The 21,645-nt window shown below is 65.9% G+C and carries 21 protein-coding genes; 7 read left to right on the top strand and 14 right to left on the bottom strand.

The window, feature by feature from the left end; all coding sequences use genetic code 11:
• Positions 1-16: 16 nt before the first annotated feature.
• From ACKLLE_RS19685 to ACKLLE_RS19655, 7 genes are all read right to left on the bottom strand, one after another.
• Positions 17-481 (bottom strand): REP-associated tyrosine transposase, encoded by a 465-nt coding sequence (locus tag ACKLLE_RS19685; protein WP_081263222.1) that lies wholly within the window; start codon positions 479-481, stop codon positions 17-19.
• A 195-nt stretch (positions 482-676) separates the two neighbouring features.
• Complete coding sequence (locus tag ACKLLE_RS19680) at positions 677-1,321, bottom strand: methionine ABC transporter permease (RefSeq protein ID WP_279900833.1); 645 nt, start codon at positions 1,319-1,321, stop codon at positions 677-679.
• Entirely contained in the window at positions 1,311-2,426 is a 1,116-nt protein-coding gene (locus tag ACKLLE_RS19675; protein WP_420058821.1) for a methionine ABC transporter ATP-binding protein, read from the bottom strand. Before ACKLLE_RS19675 ends, ACKLLE_RS19680 begins: the two co-directional genes overlap by 11 nt.
• Position 2,427: 1 nt before the next feature.
• On the bottom strand, positions 2,428-3,231 hold the full coding sequence (locus tag ACKLLE_RS19670; protein WP_420058820.1) for a MetQ/NlpA family ABC transporter substrate-binding protein: 804 nt from the start codon (positions 3,229-3,231) through the stop codon (positions 2,428-2,430).
• On the bottom strand, positions 3,224-4,624 hold the full coding sequence (locus ACKLLE_RS19665) for an LLM class flavin-dependent oxidoreductase (protein WP_420058819.1): 1,401 nt from the start codon (positions 4,622-4,624) through the stop codon (positions 3,224-3,226). Before ACKLLE_RS19665 ends, ACKLLE_RS19670 begins: the two co-directional genes overlap by 8 nt.
• A complete protein-coding gene (locus ACKLLE_RS19660) occupies positions 4,624-5,829 on the bottom strand; it encodes an SfnB family sulfur acquisition oxidoreductase (RefSeq protein WP_420058818.1) in 1,206 nt (401 codons plus the stop codon). Before ACKLLE_RS19660 ends, ACKLLE_RS19665 begins: the two co-directional genes overlap by 1 nt.
• Before the next feature lie 22 nt (positions 5,830-5,851).
• Positions 5,852-7,093: an SfnB family sulfur acquisition oxidoreductase gene (locus ACKLLE_RS19655; RefSeq protein WP_420058817.1), complete on the bottom strand. Its 1,242-nt coding sequence runs from the start codon at positions 7,091-7,093 to the stop codon at positions 5,852-5,854.
• Between the two features lie 362 nt (positions 7,094-7,455).
• Here ACKLLE_RS19655 and tauA point away from each other — a divergent pair, with 362 nt between their 5' ends.
• From tauA to tauD, 4 genes are read left to right on the top strand one after another with little or no spacing between them, the layout of a single operon-like run.
• Positions 7,456-8,433 (top strand): taurine ABC transporter substrate-binding protein, encoded by a 978-nt coding sequence (gene tauA / locus ACKLLE_RS19650; RefSeq protein ID WP_420058816.1) that lies wholly within the window; start codon positions 7,456-7,458, stop codon positions 8,431-8,433.
• A 14-nt stretch (positions 8,434-8,447) separates the two neighbouring features.
• On the top strand, positions 8,448-9,242 hold the full coding sequence (tauB, locus tag ACKLLE_RS19645; protein ID WP_009396003.1) for a taurine ABC transporter ATP-binding subunit: 795 nt from the start codon (positions 8,448-8,450) through the stop codon (positions 9,240-9,242).
• The gene (tauC, locus tag ACKLLE_RS19640; protein WP_064303799.1) at positions 9,239-10,069 is read left to right on the top strand and encodes a taurine ABC transporter permease TauC; all 831 of its coding nucleotides are present in this window, start codon (positions 9,239-9,241) and stop codon (positions 10,067-10,069) included. The genes tauB and tauC overlap by 4 nt, the downstream gene beginning before the upstream one ends.
• 24 nt (positions 10,070-10,093) lie before the next feature.
• On the top strand, positions 10,094-10,927 hold the full coding sequence (gene tauD, locus ACKLLE_RS19635) for a taurine dioxygenase (protein ID WP_420058815.1): 834 nt from the start codon (positions 10,094-10,096) through the stop codon (positions 10,925-10,927).
• A 119-nt stretch (positions 10,928-11,046) separates the two neighbouring features.
• On the opposite strand, the gene ACKLLE_RS19630 is transcribed toward tauD, so the two are convergent.
• The 3 genes from ACKLLE_RS19630 to ACKLLE_RS19620 all read right to left on the bottom strand — a co-directional run bounded on the left by ACKLLE_RS19630 (position 11,047) and on the right by ACKLLE_RS19620 (position 15,202).
• Positions 11,047-13,383: an FdhF/YdeP family oxidoreductase gene (locus ACKLLE_RS19630; protein WP_420058814.1), complete on the bottom strand. Its 2,337-nt coding sequence runs from the start codon at positions 13,381-13,383 to the stop codon at positions 11,047-11,049.
• On the bottom strand, positions 13,380-14,216 hold the full coding sequence (gene fdhD / locus ACKLLE_RS19625) for a formate dehydrogenase accessory sulfurtransferase FdhD (protein ID WP_420058813.1): 837 nt from the start codon (positions 14,214-14,216) through the stop codon (positions 13,380-13,382). Before fdhD ends, ACKLLE_RS19630 begins: the two co-directional genes overlap by 4 nt.
• Before the next feature lie 98 nt (positions 14,217-14,314).
• Complete coding sequence (locus tag ACKLLE_RS19620) at positions 14,315-15,202, bottom strand: LysR family transcriptional regulator (RefSeq protein ID WP_420058812.1); 888 nt, start codon at positions 15,200-15,202, stop codon at positions 14,315-14,317.
• 82 nt (positions 15,203-15,284) lie between these two features.
• On the opposite strand from ACKLLE_RS19620, the gene lysM reads away from it, so the two are divergent.
• Positions 15,285-15,725: a peptidoglycan-binding protein LysM gene (gene lysM, locus ACKLLE_RS19615; protein ID WP_420058811.1), complete on the top strand. Its 441-nt coding sequence runs from the start codon at positions 15,285-15,287 to the stop codon at positions 15,723-15,725.
• A 119-nt stretch (positions 15,726-15,844) separates the two neighbouring features.
• On the opposite strand, the gene yrfG is transcribed toward lysM, so the two are convergent.
• A complete protein-coding gene (gene yrfG, locus ACKLLE_RS19610) occupies positions 15,845-16,507 on the bottom strand; it encodes a GMP/IMP nucleotidase (protein ID WP_064303804.1) in 663 nt (220 codons plus the stop codon).
• Positions 16,508-16,580: 73 nt separating this feature from the next.
• Here yrfG and nudE point away from each other — a divergent pair, with 73 nt between their 5' ends.
• Both nudE and cysQ read left to right on the top strand, forming a co-directional pair.
• Positions 16,581-17,147 carry an ADP compounds hydrolase NudE gene (nudE, locus tag ACKLLE_RS19605; RefSeq protein WP_009396011.1) on the top strand — a complete coding sequence of 189 codons (567 nt, stop codon included), beginning with the start codon at positions 16,581-16,583 and terminating at the stop codon, positions 17,145-17,147.
• Positions 17,144-17,971 carry a 3'(2'),5'-bisphosphate nucleotidase CysQ gene (cysQ, locus tag ACKLLE_RS19600; RefSeq protein ID WP_420058810.1) on the top strand — a complete coding sequence of 276 codons (828 nt, stop codon included), beginning with the start codon at positions 17,144-17,146 and terminating at the stop codon, positions 17,969-17,971. The genes nudE and cysQ overlap by 4 nt, the downstream gene beginning before the upstream one ends.
• Here the strand turns inward: cysQ and ACKLLE_RS19595 are convergent.
• From ACKLLE_RS19595 to ACKLLE_RS19585, 3 genes are read right to left on the bottom strand one after another with little or no spacing between them, the layout of a single operon-like run.
• Positions 17,960-18,415: a YiiD C-terminal domain-containing protein gene (locus ACKLLE_RS19595; protein WP_420058809.1), complete on the bottom strand. Its 456-nt coding sequence runs from the start codon at positions 18,413-18,415 to the stop codon at positions 17,960-17,962. The two genes, cysQ and ACKLLE_RS19595, sit on opposite strands and share 12 nt — an antisense overlap.
• Complete coding sequence (locus ACKLLE_RS19590; protein ID WP_420058808.1) at positions 18,415-19,818, bottom strand: sigma-54-dependent transcriptional regulator; 1,404 nt, start codon at positions 19,816-19,818, stop codon at positions 18,415-18,417. The genes ACKLLE_RS19595 and ACKLLE_RS19590 overlap by 1 nt, the downstream gene beginning before the upstream one ends.
• Positions 19,815-21,629 (bottom strand): sensor histidine kinase, encoded by a 1,815-nt coding sequence (locus ACKLLE_RS19585; RefSeq protein WP_420058807.1) that lies wholly within the window; start codon positions 21,627-21,629, stop codon positions 19,815-19,817. Before ACKLLE_RS19585 ends, ACKLLE_RS19590 begins: the two co-directional genes overlap by 4 nt.
• Positions 21,630-21,645 lie beyond the last annotated feature (16 nt).

The raw sequence follows: 21,645 nt of genomic DNA, 5'->3' as shown, positions 1-21,645 counted from the left end.
GGGTAGACGCGTTGAATCAACCTCCTGCGACCCACACGGCATCCCAGTGTGGATAATCCCTGACTTTCTCCACTAACCCCGCCCTGATCGGATTGGCAATGATGTACCGGGCCACATCCCGAGTGTTGTCTTCCCGTCGGAGTGCAAAATCATAAAACCCTGCCTGCCATATTCGTCCGCGGGTCTGTCGAAGTCGGTTGATGGCATAGGCACTGCGGGATTTGAAACGCCTCATCAGAACATCCAGCGGTGTCTCGTGTAGTTCGACCAGCCAGTGGATGTGATCGGGCATCACCACCCAGGCAAGCGAGGTGCCAGCGCCCTCCTCCTGTGCCAGACGAAACTGTCGCACGACGGCACGGGCGAGCCACAGGTCTTGGAATAGAGGCTCCCGGTTTTCTACAGAACAAGTGAGAAAATAAAACCGTCCAGGTTCAGAGTAACGGCCAATGCGCAAGCGCTTGGAAGCAGGATAGGACATGGTGGAGCCCTTGAAAGTCGAAACTTTCAAGGTAGTAAACCCTTCTTTCTGTGACACCAGGCGTGTGATTCACCACATGTCTGGAAGCGGATCGCGGACACTGTGGGAGCGGGTTCACCCGCGATTACGGTGGTGGCGTCACTGACGTTATCGCGGGTGAAACCCGCTCCCACAGGGGTGCGCGTCGCTTCAAGATCAGCGCTTGTTCAACCTGCGCGCCAACCGATCCCCACTCACCTGGATCAACGCCACCAGCACCACCAGCATGACGATCACCGTCAACATGATCTGGCTGTCGAAGCGCTGGTAGCCGTAGCGGTAGGCAATGTCTCCCAACCCGCCGGCACCGATGGCTCCGGCCATGGCGGAGGAGTTGATCATGGTCACCAGGGTGATGGTGAAGCCGCCGACGATCCCCGGCAGCGCCTCTGGCAACAGCACATGCCAGACGATATGCCAGCGCCGGCAGCCCATCGCTTGCGCCGCTTCGATCAGGCCGTGATCGACCTCGCGCAGGCTCACCTCGGCAATCCGTGCGAAGAACGGCGTTGCCGCGATGGTCAGCGGCACCACCGCAGCCCAGACGCCATAGGTGGTGCCGACGATCAGCCGGGTAAAGGGAATCAGCGCCACCATCAGGATCAGGAACGGAATCGAGCGGAACAGGTTGACGAACGCGCCCAGCACGCGGTTCACAGTGGGTGCTTCGAAGATCCCGCCCTTGCCGCTGGTGACCAGGATCACCGCCAGCGGAATCCCGACCAGCAAGGCGATCAGCGACGACACGCCGACCATCAGCAGGGTGTCGATCACCCCCTGCAACAAGCGATCAAACCACATAGCCCAGCACCTCCACCTGCGCGGCCCAGTGACGGGCACGTTCGATAATCGCCTCGTGCGCGTGCGGCGAGCCGGAAACCGACACCACCAACTGCCCCAGGGCCCGGTCCTGGATCGGTTCGATCCCGCCCTGCAACAGGCTGACCTTGCCACCCAGCGCTGCGAACAACGCGGCCAGGTCCGGTGCCTCGCGGTCCTGGCCGCTGATGCGCAAGCGCAGCACCAGTGCCGCGTTTGCATCCGGGGCCGTGGGCAGCAAGCGCTCCAGCAGCGACGGCGGCAGGGCTGGCTGCAATGGCGCGAGCAAGGTGCGACTGACGTCGTGCCGAGGGTCGCCGAAGACTTCCCAGACTTCGCCCTGCTCGACCACCCGCCCGCGCTCCAGCACCACCACGCGGTGGCAGATGTCGCGAATCACCGCCATCTCATGGGTAATCAGGACGATGGTCAGCCCCAGCCGCCGATTGATATCCCGCAGCAGCCCGAGAATCGATTCGGTGGTTTCCGGATCCAGGGCCGAGGTCGCTTCGTCGCACAGCAGGATCGCCGGGTCATGCACCAGCGCCCGGGCAATCCCCACACGCTGCTTCTGTCCGCCGGACAACTGCGCCGGGTAGACGTGATGCTTTTCCTGCAAGCCGACCAGCTCCAGCAGCGCTTCCACCTTCCGCCGGCGCTCGGCCTTGGGCACGCCGGCGACCTTCAGCGGCAGCTCGACGTTCTGCCAGACGGTCTTGGCCGACATCAGGTTGAAGTGCTGGAAGATCATGCCGATGCGCCGGCGCAGGGCGACCAGCTGGTCCTCGTCATACCCGGCGATATCCACCTGGTCGATCAGTACCCGCCCGCCGCTGGGCTGCTCCAGGCGGTTGATGGTGCGGATCAGCGACGACTTGCCGGCACCGCTGCGGCCGATGATGCCGAAGATCTCGCCGTGCTGGATGGTCAGGTCGATATCGGCCAGGGCCGGGGCATCCTGCCCCGGGTAGGTCTTGTGCAGGCCGATGAAGCGTACATGGGCGCTGTTCAGCTCCGGGTGCAGCACCCGGCGCACCGCTTCGAGCGGCGGCGCATCCAGCGCCACGCGGGCGTTGGCGATACCCATCTCAGCTCTCCCAGCCCGGCTGGTAGAGCTTGCCGTGGGCCTTGTCGAGTGCCGCGCGGACTACCGGCGAGTGCTGGTAGATGTCGATGAACTTCGCCAGGCGCGGGTCGTCCTTGCTCTTGGGCTTGATCACGAACTGGATCACGTATTCCTTATGGTCGATGCCGTCGAACAGCAGCGCGGATTCGGCATCGAAGGTCTTGGCCAGGCGGATGTAGTGCGGGTAACCCTGCACCAGGTCGGCATCATCGTAGGCGCGCACCAGTTGCACGGCTTCGACCTGAAGGATCTTGATCTTCTTCGGGTTGGCGATGATGTCTTCTTCGGTGGCCTTGTAGCCGACACCGTCCTTGAGGGTGATCAACCCGGCCTTGGCCAGCAGTTGCAGGCCGCGCCCGCTGTTGATCGGGTCGTTGGCGATAGCCACGGTGGCGCCTTGCGGCAGCTCGTCGAAGCTCTTGTACTTCTTCGAGTACAGGCCGACGTTGTTGATGATCCCCGGTGCATAGGGCACCAGGTCGAAGCCGGCGGCGGCCTTGGCGTTTTCCAGGAAGGGGATGTGCTGGAAGTAGTTAACGTCGATATCGCCGGCATTGAGGCTGACGTTCGGTGCGATCCAGTCGCTGAATTCGATCAGCTCCACGTCCAGCCCCTGCTTCCTGGCTTCGCTGACCGCGGCTTCCAGTGGTACGGCAAAGGCTGCGGTGGTGCCGACTTTCAGGGCATCGGCGGCGTGGCTGGCGCCGATCAGGCCGAGGGACAGGGCGAGGGCCGCGACGGGGCGGCCGATAAGGGTCTTAAGCATGCTGGAGCGCTCCGTTCTGCTGGGCGGTGGTGGTGTGCGAATGGCGATAGCGGGCGCCGGGGTGTTCGGCGGGCAGGTGCGCCGTGCCGGCGGGGAAGAGTTTTTCCCGCAGGCTGCCGTTGTCGTAGGCGGTCTTGTACGAGCCACGTTTTTGCAGCTCGGGAATGACCAGGTCGATGAAGTCCTCGTAGCTTTCCGGGGTCACGGTGCGGGCGAGGTTGAAGCCGTCCAGGCCGGTCTCGGCGACCCAGCTTTCCAGCTCGTCGGCAACCTGCCCGGGCGAGCCGACCAGGGTGATGTAGCGTCCGCCCAGGGCGTGCTGGTCGAGCAGGCGCCGGCGGGTCCAGTCGTTGCTTTGCAGGTTCTTCGTTGCCGACTGGATGGCGTTGCTTTTGACGTACTGGATCGGTTCGTCCAGTTCGTACGCGGAGAAATCGATGCCGGTGGAGCTGGAGAAATGCGCAACGCCGGCTTCGGCGCTGGCATGGCGCAGGTATTCGGCATGCTTGGCCCGGGCCTGTTCTTCGCTGTCGGCGACGATCACCGTGATGCCCATGAACACCTTGATCGCCTGCGGATCGCGCCCGGCGGCCACGGCGGCGGCACGCACCTTGTCGACCTGGGCGCGGGTCGCGGCCTTGGTCTGGCCACTGATGAACACGCACTCGGCGTGCTGCCCGGCGAAGCCCAGGCCACGCTCGGAAGCGCCGGCCTGGAACAGCACCGGCGTGCGTTGCGGCGAGGGCTCGCACAGGTGGTAGCCCTCGACCTTGTAGAACTCGCCGTGATGGCGAACCTTGTGCACCTTGTCGGGCCGGGCGTAGACCCGCTGCTGCCGGTCCTCGATGACCGCGCCGTCTTCCCAACTGCCTTCCCACAGTTTGTAGAGCACTTCCAGGTACTCGTCGGCCTGGTCGTAGCGCCGGTCATGCTCTGGCTGCTCGTCCAGGCCCATGGCCTTGGCCGCGCTGTCGAGGTAGCCGGTGACGATATTCCAGCCGACCCGGCCACGGCTCAGGTGGTCGAGGGTGGAAAGACGCCGGGCGAACAGGTAGGGCGGCTCGTAGGTGAGGTTGGCGGTCAGGCCGAAACCAAGGTTGCGGGTTACTGCCGCCATGGCCGAGACCAGCAGCAGCGGGTCGTTGACCGGCAACTGGATCGACTCCTTCAGCGGCACCTCCACCGACTGCTGGTAGACGTCGTAGACGCCGACGATATCGGCCAGGAACAGGCCGTCGAACAGCCCGCGCTCCAGCAGCTTCGCCAGCTCGGTCCAGTATTCGATCGTCTTGTACTGGCTCGAGGTGTCCCGCGGGTGGGTCCACAGGCCGTGATTGATATGCCCGACGCAGTTCATGTTGAAGGCGTTGAGCAGGATCTTCTTCTTCGCCATCAGATGGTCCCCCGCAGCGGTGGGTTCTGCTCGTTCAGGTAGTAGTTGCCGATGGCGTGGTATTTCCAGCGCACCGGGTCGTGCAGGGTATGGGTGCGTGCGTTGCGCCAGTGGCGGTCGAGGCCGTGCTCGGCGAGGGTGGCCTGGCTACCCGCCAGTTCGAACAGGGTGCTGCCGGCGGTCAGGGAGATTTCGGTACTGATGGCGCGGGCCTCGGCCACGGCGATGGACGCGGCGGCCACGCTCTCGGCATTCGGTTCGGCCTGGGCGCGGTCGAGGAATTCGCCGGCACGTTCCAGCAGGGCTTCGGCGGCGTGCAGGCGGATTGCCAGGTGGCCGAAGGATTTCAGGGTCAGCGGGTCTTCGCTGGCCTTGTCGTTGCCCGAGTCGATCCACGGGCGCGTACGGGTGCGCACGAAGTGCAGGGCGTCCTCGTAGGCGGCGCGGGCGATGCCGGTGTCGATGGCGGCGTGGAGGATCTGTGCCAGCGGGCCGACCGGTGTCGGCCGCTCGAAGGCGCTCTGGAAGGGCACCACGTCGTCGGCATCGACCGGCACGTTGTCGAACACCACCGAGCCGCTGCCGGTGGTGCGCTGGCCGAAGCCGCTCCAGTCGTCGATCACCTTGAGGCCGGCACTGTCGGCGGGCACGAAGGCCAACTGCTGCACGCCGCTTTCATCGCCTACCGAGGTAGGGATGCGCTGGGCGTAGATGGCGCCGGTTGCATAGAACTTGCGACCGTTGATACGCAATTGCTCGCCGTCGCGGGTCAGGCGGGTGGTGCGGTCATGGGCGGTTTTCGTGCCCAGTTCGGCGAGGGCGTTGCCGAAGCGCACACCGGCCAGCACCTCGGCGTAGAGCCGCTGCTTCTGCGCTTCGCTGCCGTTCACCCGCAGCACTTCGAGGGCGTAGAAATGGTTTTGCGGAATCTGCCCCAGGGAGCTGTCGGCCTGGGCGATGCGGGCGATGACTTTCGCCAGGGTGACGTTGGATACGCCCGCGCCGCCGTAGGCCTTGGGCACGCTGATGCCCCACAGCCCGGAGCGCGAGAACAGCTCCAGTTCGGCATGGGGCAGGCGGCGTTCACGGTCGCGCAGGATGCTGTCCTGTTGCAAGGCACCGGCGATCTGCTCGGCAATGGCGAGTGCCTGGGCGTCGTCGGCGATCACCGGCACATCGTGGTGCGGAAGGGAAACATGGCTCATCGAAGGGGCTCCAGTGGTCTGGTCAAATCCAGGAGTGCCGGGCAGGCAGGGTGCCGTTGAGGTGGTAGGCGCCGACGGCGTGGTACTTCCAGCGCACCGGGTCGTGCAGGGTGTGTACCCGGGCGTTGCGCCAGTGGCGGTCGAGGTTGAATTCGGCCAGGGTCGCGCGGCTGCCGGACAGCTCCAGCAGCTTCTCGCTGGCAAGCAGGGAAATCTCGGTGGTCAGCACCTTGGCCTCGGCCACGGCGATGGAGGCACGGGCGGCGGATTCGACGGTCACCGGGGCGGCATCCACCTCGTCCAGTACTTTGGCGGCCTTGGCCAGCAGGGCAGTGGCGGCATGCAGTTCGAGCTTGAGGCGGCCGACATCGGCGATCACGTAGGGGTCGTCGCTGGCCCGCTCGACGCCGGCATCGATCCACGGGCGGGCGCGCTCACGGACGAAGGCGATGGTGTCCTCGATGGCCGCTTCGGCGATCCCCGCGTCGATGGCGGCCTGGATCAGCTGGGACACGGCGCCCTGGATATTCGGGGTAGCGCCGATGCGCCAGTTCTCGATCACCAGATCGGCCTCTACCGGCACTTCGTTCAGCAGCACGGTGCCGCTGGCAGTGGTGCGCTGGCCGAAGCCGGACCAGTCATCGACGATGCGCAGCCCCGGGCTGCCGCGACGGACGAAGGCCATGACCTGGCGCCCTTCGTCGTTCAGCGCCTTGACCGCCACCCAATGGGCGAACAGGGCGCCGGTGGAGTAGAACTTCTGGCCGCTGATGACATAGCCGTCGCCCTGACGGGTGATGCGAGCCTTGAGTTCCAGGGTGTTTTTCGTGCCGCGCTCGGGGCCGGCGTTGCCGATGCGCCAGCCGTCCAGCACGGACTGGAACAGCACTTCTTTCTGCTGTTCGGTGGCGGCACCGCGGATCAGTTGCAGGATACCGACCTGGTTCTGCGGGATCTGCCCCAGCGCCGGATCGGCGGCGCTGACGATGCGGAACACTTCGGCCAGGGCGGCGAACGACAGCCCTGGTCCGCCGTATTCACGGGGAATGCTGATGCTGCCCAGGCCGCTGCGGGTGAACTGCTCGACCTCGGCCCAGGGCAGCTTGCGTTGCTGGTCGCGCTTGCCGGCCTGGGGGCGGGCGATGGCGGCCAGTTCGTGGGCGGCCTGGATGGCCTCGGCGTCGCTGCGCAGGACCTTGGCGGGCAACAGCAGCGGCGCGGTGTCCAGATCGCTATGGACGGTGGTAGTGGCGAGATTGGACATGACCTGACCTCATCTTCTGGGAACTCGACAGAAAAGCGTTGGGGTCCGGTGGTCCGGTGCATATACCGTAATCGTGTATAAAAAATATTTGAACTAACGATTGGGAATATGAATAGACAGCGGGTTGTTGCTGGAGCAACACAGATTCAACAGCGCCGCGGACCCTGTGGGAGCGGGTTCACCCGCGATTGCGTCAGTGAATCCACCACCGTAATCGCGGGTGAACCCGCTCCCACAGGGTCCGCATATAGCCTTGGAGCTTTGTCTCCTAAGCTAATTCTAAAAAGTTATTTATTTCTGTTTTCTTAGATCAATTAATCTTCATCCCATTCACCACACCACCGTCCCGCCAGGAGTGCAACATGACCTTCTTCGCCCCGCTGCGCCTGTTTTCCGCCCTGGCCCTGGCCGGTGCTGCCGTTTTCGCCCAGGCCGCCGACCTGACCGTGGCCTACCAGACCACCGTCGATCCGGCCAAGGTGGCCCAGGTCGATGGCCGTTACGAGCAGGCCAGCAAGGCCAGCATCGATTGGCGCAAATTCGATAACGGTGCCGATGTGATCACCGCCGTTGCCTCCGGCGACGTGCAGATCGGCTACCTCGGCTCCAGCCCCCTGGCCGCCGCCGCGACCCGCAAGCTGCCCGTGGAAACCTTCCTCATCGCTACCCAGATCGGCGCTGCCGAAGCCCTGGTCGCCCGTGAAGGTTCGGGAATCAATTCGCCGCAGGACCTGATCGGCAAGAAAGTCGCCGTGCCCTTCGTCTCCACCGGTCACTACAGCCTGCTGGCTGCACTGAAACAGTGGAATATCGACCCGTCCAAGGTACAGATCCTCAACCTCGCCCCGCCGGCGATCATCGCCGCCTGGAAGCGCGGTGATATCGATGCCACCTACGTTTGGGACCCGGCCCTCGGTGTAGCCAAGGAAAACGGCAAGGTGCTGATCACCTCCGGCGAGCTGGCCAAGAAAGGCGCACCGACCTTCGATGCCTGGATCGTGCGCAAGGACTTCGCCGACAAGCACCCGGACGTGGTCAAGGCCTTCGCCAAGGTGACCCTCGACGCCTACGCCGACTACCGCAAGGACCCGCAAGCCTGGCTGGCCGACAAGGCCAACGTCGACAAGCTGGCCAAGCTGTCCGGCGCCAAGACCAGCGATATCCCCGGCCTGCTGCAAGGCAACGTGTTCCCGCTGGCCGCCGACCAGATCGCTGCCCTCGGCGCACCGACCACCCAGGCGATCACCGAGACCGCGAAGTTCCTCAAGGAGCAGGGCAAGGTCGAGGCGGTGCTGCCGGATTATTCGCCGTACGTCAGTTCCTCGTTCATCACCAACTGATTCCCGGAGTCGTCATGGCCCTGTTACAGCTGGAGCGCATCAGCGCACAGTATCCCGGCGCCGCCGAACCGGTGCTCGCCGACATCTCCCTGAGCCTGGGCCCGCAGCAATTGCTGGTGGCCCTCGGCCCTTCCGGCAGCGGCAAGACCTCGCTGCTCAACCTGATCGCCGGCTTCGTCAGCCCGAGCGCCGGACGCATCACCCTCGACGGGGTGCCGGTGCAAGGCCCGAGTGCCGAGCGTGGCGTGGTGTTCCAGGACGATGCCCTGCTGCCCTGGCAGGACGTGCTGGCCAACGTCGCCTTCGGCCTCGAACTGGCCGGCGTGCCGCGCCCGCAGCGCGAGCAGAAGGCGCGGGAAATGCTGGCCCTGGTGGACCTCGCCGGCTTCGCCGAACGGCGTATCTGGCAGCTTTCCGGCGGGCAGAAACAGCGCGTCGGCCTGGCCCGGGCGCTGGCGGCCGACCCTCGGGTGCTGCTGATGGACGAACCCTTCGGCGCCCTCGACGCCTTCACCCGCGAGCAGATGCAGGAATTGCTGCTGCAGGTTTGGCAGCGTACCGCCAAGCCGGTATTCCTGATTACCCATGACATCGAGGAAGCGGTGTTCCTCGCCACCGACCTGATCCTCCTCGCGCCCAACCCGGGCCGGGTGGTGGAGCGCCTGCACCTGGACTTCGGCCAGCGCTACGCGGCCGGTGAGTCGGCGCGTTCGATCAAGTCCGACCCGCGCTTTATCGAAACCCGGGAGCATGTGCTGGCGCGGGTCTTTTCCCAACGCAGCGCCGCTGGCCGGCAGGAGTTCGCATGAGCAGCCTCGACCTGCCGGTAACGGCCAAACCGGTAGCCAGCGCCCACCGTGCGCGGCGCACCCTGAGCACCCGCTGGATCAGCGGCCTGACCCTCGGCGGCCTGTTGGCGCTGTGGTGGCTGGTGACCGCGGCGGAGTGGATCGAGCCACTGTTCCTGCCCTCGCCGCAAGCGGTACTGGGCAAGGCCTGGTTGCTGCTGACCCAGGGCTATATGGAATCGACCCTGTGGCAGCACCTCGGCGCCAGCCTGAGCCGTATCGGCCTGGCCCTGGGAGCGGCGATCCTCACCGCGATCCCGATCGGCATTGCCATCGGTCGCAACCGTATCGCCCGAGGCGTGCTCGATCCGCTGATCGAGTTCTACCGGCCGATCCCGCCGCTGGCCTATCTGCCGCTGATCGTGATCTGGTGCGGTATCGGCGAGCTGTCCAAGGTGCTGCTGATCTACCTGGCGATCTTCGCCCCGATCGCCATTGCCACCGCCACCGGCGTGCGCACCGTCGATCCGGCGAAACTGCGTGCCGCGCAGTCGCTGGGGGCGAGCAAGGCGCAGTTGATCCGCCACGTGATCCTGCCCAGCGCGTTGCCCGACATCCTTACCGGTGTGCGTATCGGGCTGGGCGTGGGCTGGTCGACCCTGGTCGCCGCCGAGCTGATCGCGGCCACCAGCGGCCTGGGGTTCATGGTCCAGTCGGCGGCGCAGTTCCTGGTCACCGATGTGGTGGTGCTGGGCATCCTGGTCATCGCCCTGATCGCCTTCGCCCTGGAAATGGGCCTGCGCGCCCTGCAACGCAAGCTGGTGCCGTGGCACGGCCAGAGCCATTGAAACGAATTCATCAGTGAGACAGACATGAGCCTGATCATTACCCCGCTGAGCCCGGCGCTCGGCGCACACATCAGCGGCGTGGACCTCAGCCGCGAGATCGACGCCACCACCCGCGATGCCATCGAGCAAGCCCTGCTCGCGCACCAGGTGCTGTTCTTCCGCGAGCAATCGATCACCCCGCAGCAACAGGCTAATTTCGCGGCGCGCTTTGGCGACCTGCATATTCACCCGATCTACCCGAACATTCCGGAAACCCCGCAGGTGCTGGTACTCGACACTGCGGTCACCGATGTGCGCGACAACGCCATCTGGCACACCGACGTGACCTTCCTGCCGACCCCGGCGCTGGGAGCGGTGCTGGCGGCAAAGCAGGTGCCGACGTTTGGCGGGGATACCTTGTGGGCCAGCGGGATCGCGGCGTACGAGGCGCTGTCCGAGCCGTTGAAGCGCCTGCTGGACGGGTTGACGGCGACCCATGATTTCACCAAGTCGTTCCCCCTGGCGCGCTTCGGCAGCACACCGGAGGACCTGGCGCGCTGGGAAGCCACGCGCAAGGCCAACCCGCCGATCTCCCATCCGGTGATCCGCACGCATCCGGTGAGTGGCAGAAAGTCGTTGTTCGTCAGTGACGGGTTCACCACCCGGATCAACGAGCTGAGCGAGCAGGAAAGCGAGGCGATCCTGACGCTGCTGTTCGCCCACGCTACGCGCCCGGAATTCACCATCCGCTGGCGCTGGCAGGTGGGTGACGTGGCGTTCTGGGACAACCGCGTGACCCAGCATTACGCGGTGGATGATTACCGGCCGCAGCGGCGGGTGATGCATCGGGCGACCATCCTGGGGGATGTGCCCTTCTGACAGTTCTGTGGTGGATTCGAGGGCCTCATCGCCGGCAACGCCGGCTCCCACAGGAATCGCGTACACCGCCGAACCTTGTGGGAGCCGGCGTTGCCGGCGAAGAGGCCATCAGCAACAACCTAGATGATCCGGGCCTCAAAGCTGGCCGGCTTCAGCTGGATCGCGACGAACTTCGAGGTCGGGGTATGGCTGCCATCCCCCACGCTCTCCAGCGGCACCAGCGGGTTCACCTCCGGATAGTAGGCCGCCGCCTGCCCCGCCGGGATATCGAACGCCAGCAAGGTGAAGCCGGTGACCCGACGCTCCAGGCCATCCCCCCACAGCGACACGATGTCTACCTTGTCACCCGGGTTGAAGCCCAGGCGAAGGATGTCCGCCTCGTTGGCGAACAGCACGTTGCGCTGCCCGCGCACCCCGCGATAACGGTCGTCCAGCCCATAGATGGTGGTGTTGTACTGATCGTGCGAGCGCATCGATTGCATGATCAGGTCCGGCAGTTTGCCGCTGGCCCGCACGCCTTCGTGAATCAGGTCGTCCGGCAGGCGGTTGGCCTTGAAGTTGGCCTTGCCGCTGGCGGTTTTCCAGATGCGCTGGCCGGCGTTGTTGCCGAGGTAGAAACCACCCGGGTGCTTGAGCCGTTCGTTGAAGCGGTCGAAGCCGGGGATGGTTTCGGCGATCAGGTCGCGAATGCGGTCGTAGTCGGCGATCAGCCAGTTCCAGTCCACCGGATGGTTGCCCACGGTCGCCGCCGCGATACCGGCGATCACCGCAGGTTCCGAGCGCATCTGCGACGACAGCGGCTTGAGCTGGCCGTTGGAGGCGTGGACCATGCTGAACGAGTCTTCCACGGTCACGGCCTGCGGGCCTTCGCCTTGCTGGTCGATATCGGTACGGCCAAGGCAGGGCAGGATCAACGCTTCCTTGCCGTGGACCAGGTGGCTGCGGTTGAGCTTGGTGCTGATATGCACGGTCAGGTCGCAGTTGCGCAGGGCCTGGGCGGTGCGCTCGGTGTCGGGAGTGGCCTGGGCGAAGTTGCCGCCCAGCCCGATGAACACCTTGGCCCGGCCAGCGAGCATGGCGTGGATCGCCTCGACCGTGTTGTGGCCGTTGTGCCGCGGCACCGGGAAGCCGAAACGACGCTCCAGCGAATCCAGCAGCGCCACCGGCGGGCGTTCGTTGATGCCCATGGTGCGGTCGCCCTGCACGTTGCTGTGGCCGCGCACCGGACACAGGCCGGCGCCCGGCTGGCCGAGGTTGCCGCGCAGCAGCATGAGGTTGGCGATTTCCTGGATGGTCGGCACCGAGTGGCGGTGCTGGGTGATGCCCATGGCCCAGCACATGATGACCTTCCTTGCCTTCACGTACATCCGCGCGGCCAGTTCGATCTCGCTCAGGGGCAGGCCGGATTGGGTCTGGATCTGTTCCCATGAGGTGGCATCGACTACCGCCAGGTAGTCGTCGACGGTGGCGGTGTGCTCGGCAATGAAATCGTGGTCGAAGATCGGCGCTTCACCCTTGGCCAGCGCCTCGCGCTCCCACTGCAGGAGGAACTTGGCCATGCCGCGCATCATCGCCATGTCGCCACCCAGGGCCGGGCGGAAGAAGGCGGTGTTGGTCGGTTTGTCGCCGTTGGTCAGCATCTCGATCGGGTGCTGCGGGTGCTGGAAGCGCTCCAGGCCGCGCTCCTTGAGCGGGTTGATGCATACCACCTGGGCGCCGCGCTGCACGGCCTCGCGCAACGGTTCGAGCATGCGCGGGTGGTTGGTTCCCGGGTTCTGGCCCCAGACGAAGATCGCATCGGCGTGCTCGAAGTCGTCGAAGGTGACCGTGCCCTTGCCGACCCCGACGCTCTGGCTCAGGGCCACGCCGCTGGCCTCGTGGCACATGTTCGAGCAGTCCGGGAAGTTGTTGGTGCCGTAGGCGCGGACGAACAGTTGGTAGAGATAGGCCGCTTCGTTGCTGGCCCGGCCCGAGGTGTAGAACTCGGCCTGGTCCGGGCTTTCCAGCGCGTTCAGGTGGCGGGCGATCAGGGCGAAGGCGTCGTCCCAGGCGATCGGCCGGTAACGGTCACCCACCGGGTCGTAGACCATCGGATCGGTCAATCGGCCCTGGTATTCGAGCCAGTAGTCACTCTGCGCGAGCAGCGAGGTGACGCTGTGGCGGGCGAAGAAGGTCGGGTCGACGCGGCGCTTGGTCGCTTCCCAGTTCACCGCCTTGGCGCCGTTCTCGCAGAACTTGACCATGCCGTGTTCCGGCGAGTCGCCCCAGGCACAGCCCGGGCAGTCGAAACCGCCGTTCTGGTTGGTCTTGAGCAGGGCGCGGATGTTCTTCAGGGCGTTGTCGCTACCGACCCACGCCTGTACCACGCTGCGTAGCGCGCCCCAGCCTCCGGCAGCGCCGTTGTAGGGTTTGTAGCGCGGAACGGGTTTCTGGTCGGCTTGATGATGCAGGCTCACGATCTGTTCTCCCGTGCAGGGCTGTAGACCCTTGGTGCACTGTGCTGCGGCAGGTGGATGAGGTTCAGGTTATGGCGCCGGGCCCATTGCAGGGCCAGGCCGGTGGGCGACGACAGGCTGACCAGGGTCTGGATGCCGGCGCGCAGGACTTTCTGGATCAGTTCCAGGCTGCAGCGGCTGGTGACCACGGCCAGGCCGCCCCGGGTGTCGATGCGCTGGCGGACCAGGGCGCCGATCAGTTTGTCGAGGGCGTTGTGCCGGCCGATATCCTCGCGGCCAAAGAGCAGTTCACCGCTGGCGTCCATGAATGCCGCCGCGTGGACCGCGCCGCAGTGCTGGCCGAGGGGTTGGAAGGCACCAATACGCTGGCGCAGGCCGACCAGCCATTCAGGCGGCGGCAGCGCTGCGCCGGGCAGCACCTTGAGGTCGGGCAGGGCCTGTTCCACGGCTTCCACGCCGCACAGGCCGCAGCCGCTGGTGCCGGCTAACTGGCGGCGTTGGGTCTTGAGGTTCCAGAACGCGCGGCTGGCGATTTCCACCTGGGCGTGCAGCGCCGAACCGCTGCCGGCGAGCTTGATGTCGTAGATCTCGTCGGCGCTGTCGACGATGCCGCTGCCAATGCTGAACCCGACCACGAAATCGTCGAGATCGGTGGGGCTGACCAGCATCACCGCCTGGCTGATGCCGTTGTAGGCGATGGCCAGGGCCACTTCCTCGGCGAGGTCGGCACTGGCGGGAGACTGGTCTTCGAGCTGGCTGTAGTCGTAACGCACGCTGGCGGCAGGGGCTTCCAGGCTGGTGGAGGCCGCGCAAACCGGGGGTTTGCTGCTCATTTATTGGAATACCGGCAAGGCTGATCAGGCTTTAAGCCTAGGCCTGCGCTCGGGTATCGTCTAATCGCTTGTGCCGATGTGCCGATAGAGGCCGTCGATCAGGCTTCGTCGAGCAGTTTGCGGTATTCGCCGAGGCAGGCTTCGGCCAGGGCCGAGCGCGGCGCGGTACGGCGCATGATCAGGCCCAGCGGAGCGAGGGTGGCGGCCTGTTCGATGGGGTGCAGGCGCAAGCCGCCGGTTACTGCTTCGAGGCCGCTGCCCAGCGGCATCACCGCGCAGCACAGGCCGCCGTGCACGGCCTGGACCAACTGATGGACAGCGTCGGTCTGCAACAGCAGGCGCGGGGTGATGCCGCGGCTATGGAAATTGTGGTCCACCGACTGGCGGAAATGCATGCCGGCGGTAAGCAGGCCCAGGGGCAGTCCGGCCAGGGCTTCCCAGTGCAGCGGTGCATCGTCGAACTGGAAATGCGCCGGGTCGTAGAGCAGGCCCATGGGCGACTCACCCAGCGGCAGGGCTTCGAAACGCTCCTGGTCGAGGCGCTCCAGGTACGACAGGCCGAGGTCGAGGCGGTTGCTGGTGAGCTGTTCGAGGATCTGCTCGGAACTGAGGGCGCTAAGTTCGAAGGCCAGGTCCGGGTGCTGGCGGTGCAGGCGTTGCAGCAGCGGCAGCGGATCGAAGCTGGACAGCGGCACCATGCCCAGGCGCAGGGTACCGGCCAGGTGCCCGCGACAGGCGGCGGCCTCGGCCTGCAGTCCGTCGTAGGCGGCGAGCACCGAGCGGGCCCAGGCCAGCACCCGTTCGCCCTGGGCGGTAAAACCCTCGAAGCGCTGGCCACGGTTGACCAGTTCCAGCCCCAGCTCGCGCTCCAGGTTGCGCAGGCGCATCGACAGGGTCGGCTGGGTCACGTGGCACAGCGCGGCGGCCTGGCCGAAATGGCGGGTTTCATCCAGGGCGATGAGGAATTTCAGCTGTTTGATGTCCATCGTCGTCTCGGGGCTGGCGGGCGGGGCATTCTAACCTGTCCTAGACTTTGGGCTCCGAGATTCCTTTATCAGGGAGAGCGCTATGAGTCTGTTCAGTTTCGTGAAAGAAGCGGGGGAAAAACTCATCGATCTGCTGACGCCCGGCAATGCCAATGCCGGTGAGCAGCTCAAGGAGCATGTGGCCAAGGTGGGGCTCGGCAACCCCAATGTGCAGGCCACGGTGGAAGGTGACAAGGTTATCGTCACTGGTGAAGTGAGCAGCCAGGAAGAGAAGGAGAAGATTCTTCTGGCCCTGGGCAATATCCAGGGCGTGGCGTCGGTGGATGACCAGATCACCGTGGCCGGGCCGGTGGCCCAGGCGGCGCGGTTCGTGACGGTGAAAAAGGGCGACACCCTCAGCGCGATTGCCAAGGCCGAGTACGGCGATGCCAATAAATACAACAAGATCTTCGAGGCCAACAAACCGCTGTTGAGCCATCCGGACAAGATCTATCCGGGGCAGGTGCTGCGTATTCCGGAGTAATCCTTCGAGCCTTGTGTTGTGTCTGAGGCCTCATCGCTGGCAAGCCAGCTCCCACAGAGTCCGCGGTGCATGCGATCCCTGTGGGAGCTGGCTTGCCAGCGATGAGGCCGGGTCAGCTTTCACAGCCCTTCCAGTAAAGCCCGGTAGTCTTCCTGCGCCGCGAATTCCTCGGTATCGCGCGCAGGCTTGCGGCTGTCCGGCTGGCGTACGGCGAGCAGGTGGGCGACACCGAAGGCGCGGGCGCTGCGCAGGATCGCCAGGGTGTCGTCGATGAACAGGCTGCGCGACGGATCGAAGCCGGTATCGGCGCGCAAGGCGCTCCAGAACTGCTGGTTCTCCTTGGGGAAACCATAGTCGTGCGAGCTGATCATCCGTTCGAAATACGGCGCCAGCGCCACCCGCTCCAGTTTCAGCGACAGGGAATCGCGGTGGGCGTTGGTGATCAGGATCACCCGTTTGCCGGCTTCACGCAGCGCGGCCAGAAACGTATCGGCATCCGGTCGCAAGGCGATCAGGTCGGCACTCTGCTGCTTCAGTTCGCGAATCGGCAGGTTCAGTTCCCGGGTCCAGAAATCCAGGCAATACCAGTTCAGCGACCCGGCGTGCCGCTCGAACAACGGCTGGATTTCCAGCTCGGCCATGGCCCGGCTGATCCCGTGGTGCTCGGCATAGCGCTGGGGCAACAGCTCCAGCCAGAAGTGGTTGTCGTAGTGCAGGTCGAGCAGGGTGCCGTCCATGTCCAGCAGGACGGTGTCTATATCGCGCCAGGCGAGGGGAAGCATGTGCAAGATTCTCGTTCGGTCAGGCCGTGGTGGGCGGTATAGTACCCCGTTACCGCCAAGGAGCCGCCCCCTCATGCGCCAGAAACCCACTGTCCTCTCCAGCGAGATCGTCGCCAGCAGCCGCCTGTTCCGTGTCGAAGCCGTGCAGTTGCGCTTTGCCAATGGCACCGAGCGTACCTATGAACGCCTGGTCGGGCGTGGCAACGGCTATGGCGCGGTGATGATCGTGGCGATGCTCGACAGCGAGCATGCGGTGCTGGTCGAGGAGTATTGCGGCGGCACCGACGAATACGAGCTGTCCCTGCCCAAGGGCCTGATCGAGCCGGGCGAGGACGTGCTGGCGGCGGCCAACCGCGAGCTGAAGGAAGAGGCCGGCTATGGCGCCCGGCAACTGGAGCACATCACCGAGCTGTCGCTGTCTCCGGGCTACATGAGCCAGAAGATCCAGGTGGTACTGGCCACCGACCTCTACGAAGAGAGCCTGCCGGGCGACGAACCGGAGCCGATGCGCGTCGACCGCGTCAGCCTGCGCGAGCTGTCGGCATTGGCCCAGCATCCGCAGTTCTCCGAAGGCCGGGCGCTGGCGGCGCTGTACTTGGTGCGTGATCTGCTGACCCAGCGTGGAGTCTTCCCGGTATGAACCCTGTCGACCTTATGCCACAGGTGGTGGCCCTGGCCCGCCGCGCAGGTGAGGCCATCCTGCCGTTCTGGCGCGCTGACGTCGAGGTGGTTGCCAAGGCCGACGACTCCCCGGTGACCGCCGCCGACCTGGCCGCGCACAAGGTCATCGCCGAAGGTTTGCAGGCGCTGGCGCCGGAGATCCCGGTGCTGTCGGAAGAGGATTGCGACATCCCGCTGCAACAGCGCCAGGCCTGGCAGCGCTGGTGGCTGGTGGACCCGCTGGACGGCACCAAGGAATTCATCGCTGGCACCGAGGAATTCACCGTGAACATCGCCCTGGTCGAACGGGGCCGGGTGGTGTTCGGGGTGGTGGCGATGCCGGTCAATGGCCGTTGCTACTACGGCGGCCAGGGCATCGGCGCCTGGCGTGCCGAGGCCGATGGTTCGGTGGAGGCGATCCGGGTACGCCTGGCGCCGCCCTCGGGTGAGGCATTCACCGTGGTTGCCAGTCGCCGTCATTCCAGCCCGCAGCAGGAGCGCCTGCTGGCCGGCCTGGGCGAAGCGCTGGGCGAGCTGGAACTGGCGAATGTCGGCAGTTCCCTGAAGTTCTGCCTGCTGGCCGAAGGCGCCGCGGATTGCTACCCGCGCCTGGCGCCGACCTCGCAATGGGATACCGCCGCCGCCCAGGGCGTGCTGGAAGGGGCGGGCGGCGAAGTGCTGGGCCTGGATGGCGAGGCGTTCGTCTATCCGCCTCGCGAGTCGTTGCTCAATCCGTTCTTCCTCGGCCTGCCGGCCACCGCTCCGTGGCGCGGCAAGCTGTTGGCGCTGGCCTCAGCGATGTAGCACGTACTGCCCGTCGAACTCCACGGCGGGCTTTTCGGTGTTTTCGTTGAACACCCGGGTATGCAGGCCCAAGCGCGCCCGGCCATGACGTTCATAGGTCTTGATGAAGCGCTCCCAGACCTTCTCTTCCGGCGCCTCGCAGACCGCGATGGCCGCGCCTGTCACGGGCAGCGGATAACTGATCGTCCCTTCCTGGATGACGATATGCCCGTCATCGACCCCCGCCTCGCGCAGGCGCAGGTGCAGCCAGCCCCAGCCCGCCAGCACCGCGCCGCAGTACAGGCTGCCGCCGAACATGGTGCTCTTGTGGTTGACGTTGGGCTCCAGCGGCAGACGCAGGCGCAGGCAGCGTGCCTGCCAGTCCAGTACGCCCATGCCCATCTCGCGCGTCAGCGGGATGTCGTGGTGCAGGATGTTTTCCAGGTAGTGGCTGTCGCTGCTCATCAGCGGGTGTCCTCGGGGTCATCGGCGACATGGCTGTCGGCGAAGCTCAGGCCATGCTTGCGCAACTTGTCGTGCAGGGTCTTGCGCGGAATGCCGAGGGCTTCGGCGAGGCTGCGCATGGAACCGTGGGGGCGGGTCAGCTCGGCGGCGATCAGCGAGCGCTCGAAGTGCTCGACCTGCTCGCTGAGGTTGCCCTGCGCCGGCGGCAGGTCCTGCGGCGCGGTGCTGCTTTCAGCCTGGCCGTCGAGGGCCAGTTCCAGGCCGAGGGCGAAGCGTTCGGCGGCGTTCTGCAGTTCGCGCACGTTGCCCGGCCAATCGTGGCGCAGCAGCATCGCCCGCTGCGCCGGTTGCAGCTCGTGGGCCGGCAGGCCGTGACGCGCGCTGGCGGCATCGGCGAAATGCTGGAACAGCACGAGGATGTCGTCGCCGCGGTCGCGAAGTGGCGGAATGCGCAGCGGCGCGACGTTCAGGCGGTAATACAGGTCGGCGCGGAAGCGGCCCTGGTCGGCGGCCTGGCGCAAATCTTCCTTGGTTGCCGCGATCACCCGGATGTCTAGGGGGATCTGCTGGTTGCCGCCGAGGCGCTCCAGCACCCGCTCCTGGAGCATGCGCAGCAGCTTGACCTGCACGTCCAGGCTCATGCTCTCGATTTCGTCGAGGAACAGGGTGCCGCCATTGGCGAATTCGAACTTGCCGATGCGCCTTTTCTGCGCGCCGGTAAAGGCGCCGGGCTCGTGGCCGAACAGTTCGCTTTCCACCACCGACTCGGCCAGCGCGCCGGCGTTGATCGCCACGAACGGACCGTCGCGACGGCTGGACAGGTCGTGCAGGGCACGGGCCACGACTTCCTTGCCGGCACCGGTTTCGCCGAGGATCAGCACGTCGGCGCGGGTGCCGGCGAGGGCGCCGATCTGTTCGCGCAGGCGCTGGATCGACGGCGAATGGCCGACCAGGCGACCGCTCAGTTCCTGGCGGTCGCTCAGGGCCAGGCGCAGGCTGCGGTTGTCCAGCACCAGGCGGCGCAACGAAAGGGCACGGCGCACGCTGTCGAGCAGGGCATCGCTGGCGAACGGCTTTTCCAGGAAATCGTAGGCCCCGGCACGCATGGCCTGGACCGCCAGCGGCACGTCGCCGTGGCCGGTGATCAGCAGCACCGGCAGGTCCGGGTCCTGGCCGTGCAGTTGCTCGAGCAATTGCAGGCCGTCGATGCCGGGCATGCGGATATCGCTGACCACCACGCCTGGCCAGTCGGCCTCGATGCGCCCGGCCAGGCCCTGGGCATCGCTCAGCGGCAGGACGCGCAGGCCGGCGAGGTCGAGGGTCTGGCTGAGGGCCTGGCGTAGGTGCGGGTCGTCGTCGACCAGGATCACCTGGGTGCGGCTGTCGATCAGGGGCTCGGTCATGCCAAGGAGTCCTCCGAAGTCTGAAGATTGGCGCCGGGCTTGGCCACGCGCAGTTGCAGGGTCAGCAGCGCACCGCCCTCCGGGTGGTTGGCCAGCAGCAGCTCGCCGCCCAGCGCACGCATCAGTGTGTCGCAGATCGCCAGGCCCAGGCCAAGGCCCTGGGTGCGGGTTTTGGTGGTGAAGAACGGCTCGCGGGCGTGGGCCATGGCCTGGCTGGTGAAGCCGGGACCGTTGTCGCGGATCGTCAGGTAGACGTAATCATCGCGGCGTTCGGCACTTAGCCAGAGCTTGCGCGGGTTGGCCTTTTCGGTCAGGGCGTCGAGGGCGTTGGCCAGCAGGTTGCCGAGCACCTGGCGCAAGCGGGTCTCGCCGGCCTGGACCCACAGGGTGGCTTCCGGCAGATCGCGGATCAGCTCCACGGCCATGGCCCGGCGACGCTTGGCCAGCAGGGCCAGGGCATCGTCCAGCGCCGGTTGCAGCGCCACGCTTTCCGGCGCATGGCGGTCGCGGCGGGCAAAGGCGCGCAGGTGCGCAATGATCGAAGCCATGCGCCCGGTCAGTTCGTTGATCAGCTTGAGGTTGCCGCGTGCGTCGTCGATGCGCTGGTGGTCGAGCAGGATCTCGGCGTTTTCCGCGTAGCTGCGGATTGCCGCCAGTGGCTGGTTGAGCTCGTGGCTGATGCTCGCCGACATGGTCCCGAGCACCGACAGCTTGCCGGCCTGGACCAGCTCGTCCTGGGCACGGGCGGCCTCCTGCTGGGCCTGCTCGCGCTCCAGTACCTCGGTTTTCAGGCGCCGGTTGAGGCCTTCGAGGTCGGCGGTACGTTCGGCCACGCGTTTTTCCGAGTCGTGGCGGGCATGGGCTTCGAAGTCGATGCGGTCCATGTAGTGGCGACGACGCTGCATCACCAGGCCGACCAGCAGCATCACCACCAGCAGGGTGGCGGCGCCGACGGCCATCACGGTGCTTACCGAGCGGTCTACCAGCACCCGCGGGGCAAGGATGTTCACTTCCCAGCCGGTCTCCGGAATCGAGCGGGTCTGCACCAGCCAGGCCTTGCGGTCGAGGTTGAGCGGCTGCGGTTCCTGGGTCGGGTAGGGCTGGATCGCGGTGATCGACTGGCGCTCCTCATCACTGAGCGGCCGGGTGGCACGGAAGCGCCATTCAGGGCGCGAGGTCAGCACCACGACGCCGTTGCTATCGGTCAGCAGCAGTTGTTCCGGGCTTTTGCCCCAAAGGGTTTCGGTATGGTCGAGATCGACCTTGACCACCAGGACGCCGATCACCTGGCCGTTGTCCCAGACTGGCGCGCCAAAGAAATAGCCGCGCTTGGCCGAGGTGGTGCCCTGGCCGAAGAAGCGCCCCAGGCGCCCGGCGGTGGCGTCGCTGAAGTACGGGCGGAAAGAGAAGTTGCGGCCGATGAAGCTGTCCTTCTTGTCCCAGTTGGACGCGACCAGGGTGTTGCCCTTGGCGTCCATCAGGTAGATGACTTCGGCGCCGGTCTGGGTGCTGATTTCCTTGAGCCTGCGGTTGGCGTTGGTCTGGAATTCCAGGCGCAGCGGGTCGGCCAGCACGGCGCGCAGGGTCGGCAGGTCGCCGAGGATCTGCGGCAGGGCTTCGAAGCGGCGCAGGGTGCCGAGCAGGTTGGCGACGTACAGGTCGAGGGTCTGGCGGTTCTGGCTGGCCAGTTCGTCCTGGTAATAGTGCTCGGCGAGGCGGTTCAGCGGCCAGAGCAACGGCGCCAGGCACAGGGCCAGAAGGGCGAGGCTGCGCCAGCGGGGGCGGCGGGGAAGGCTGGGGGTCATGGTCATCGCGAAAATGCGCCAG

Source organism: Pseudomonas bharatica, assembly GCF_048586865.1.
GTDB lineage: Bacteria > Pseudomonadota > Gammaproteobacteria > Pseudomonadales > Pseudomonadaceae > Aquipseudomonas > Aquipseudomonas bharatica.
This window is presented reverse-complemented; position numbering and strand designations above follow the sequence as displayed.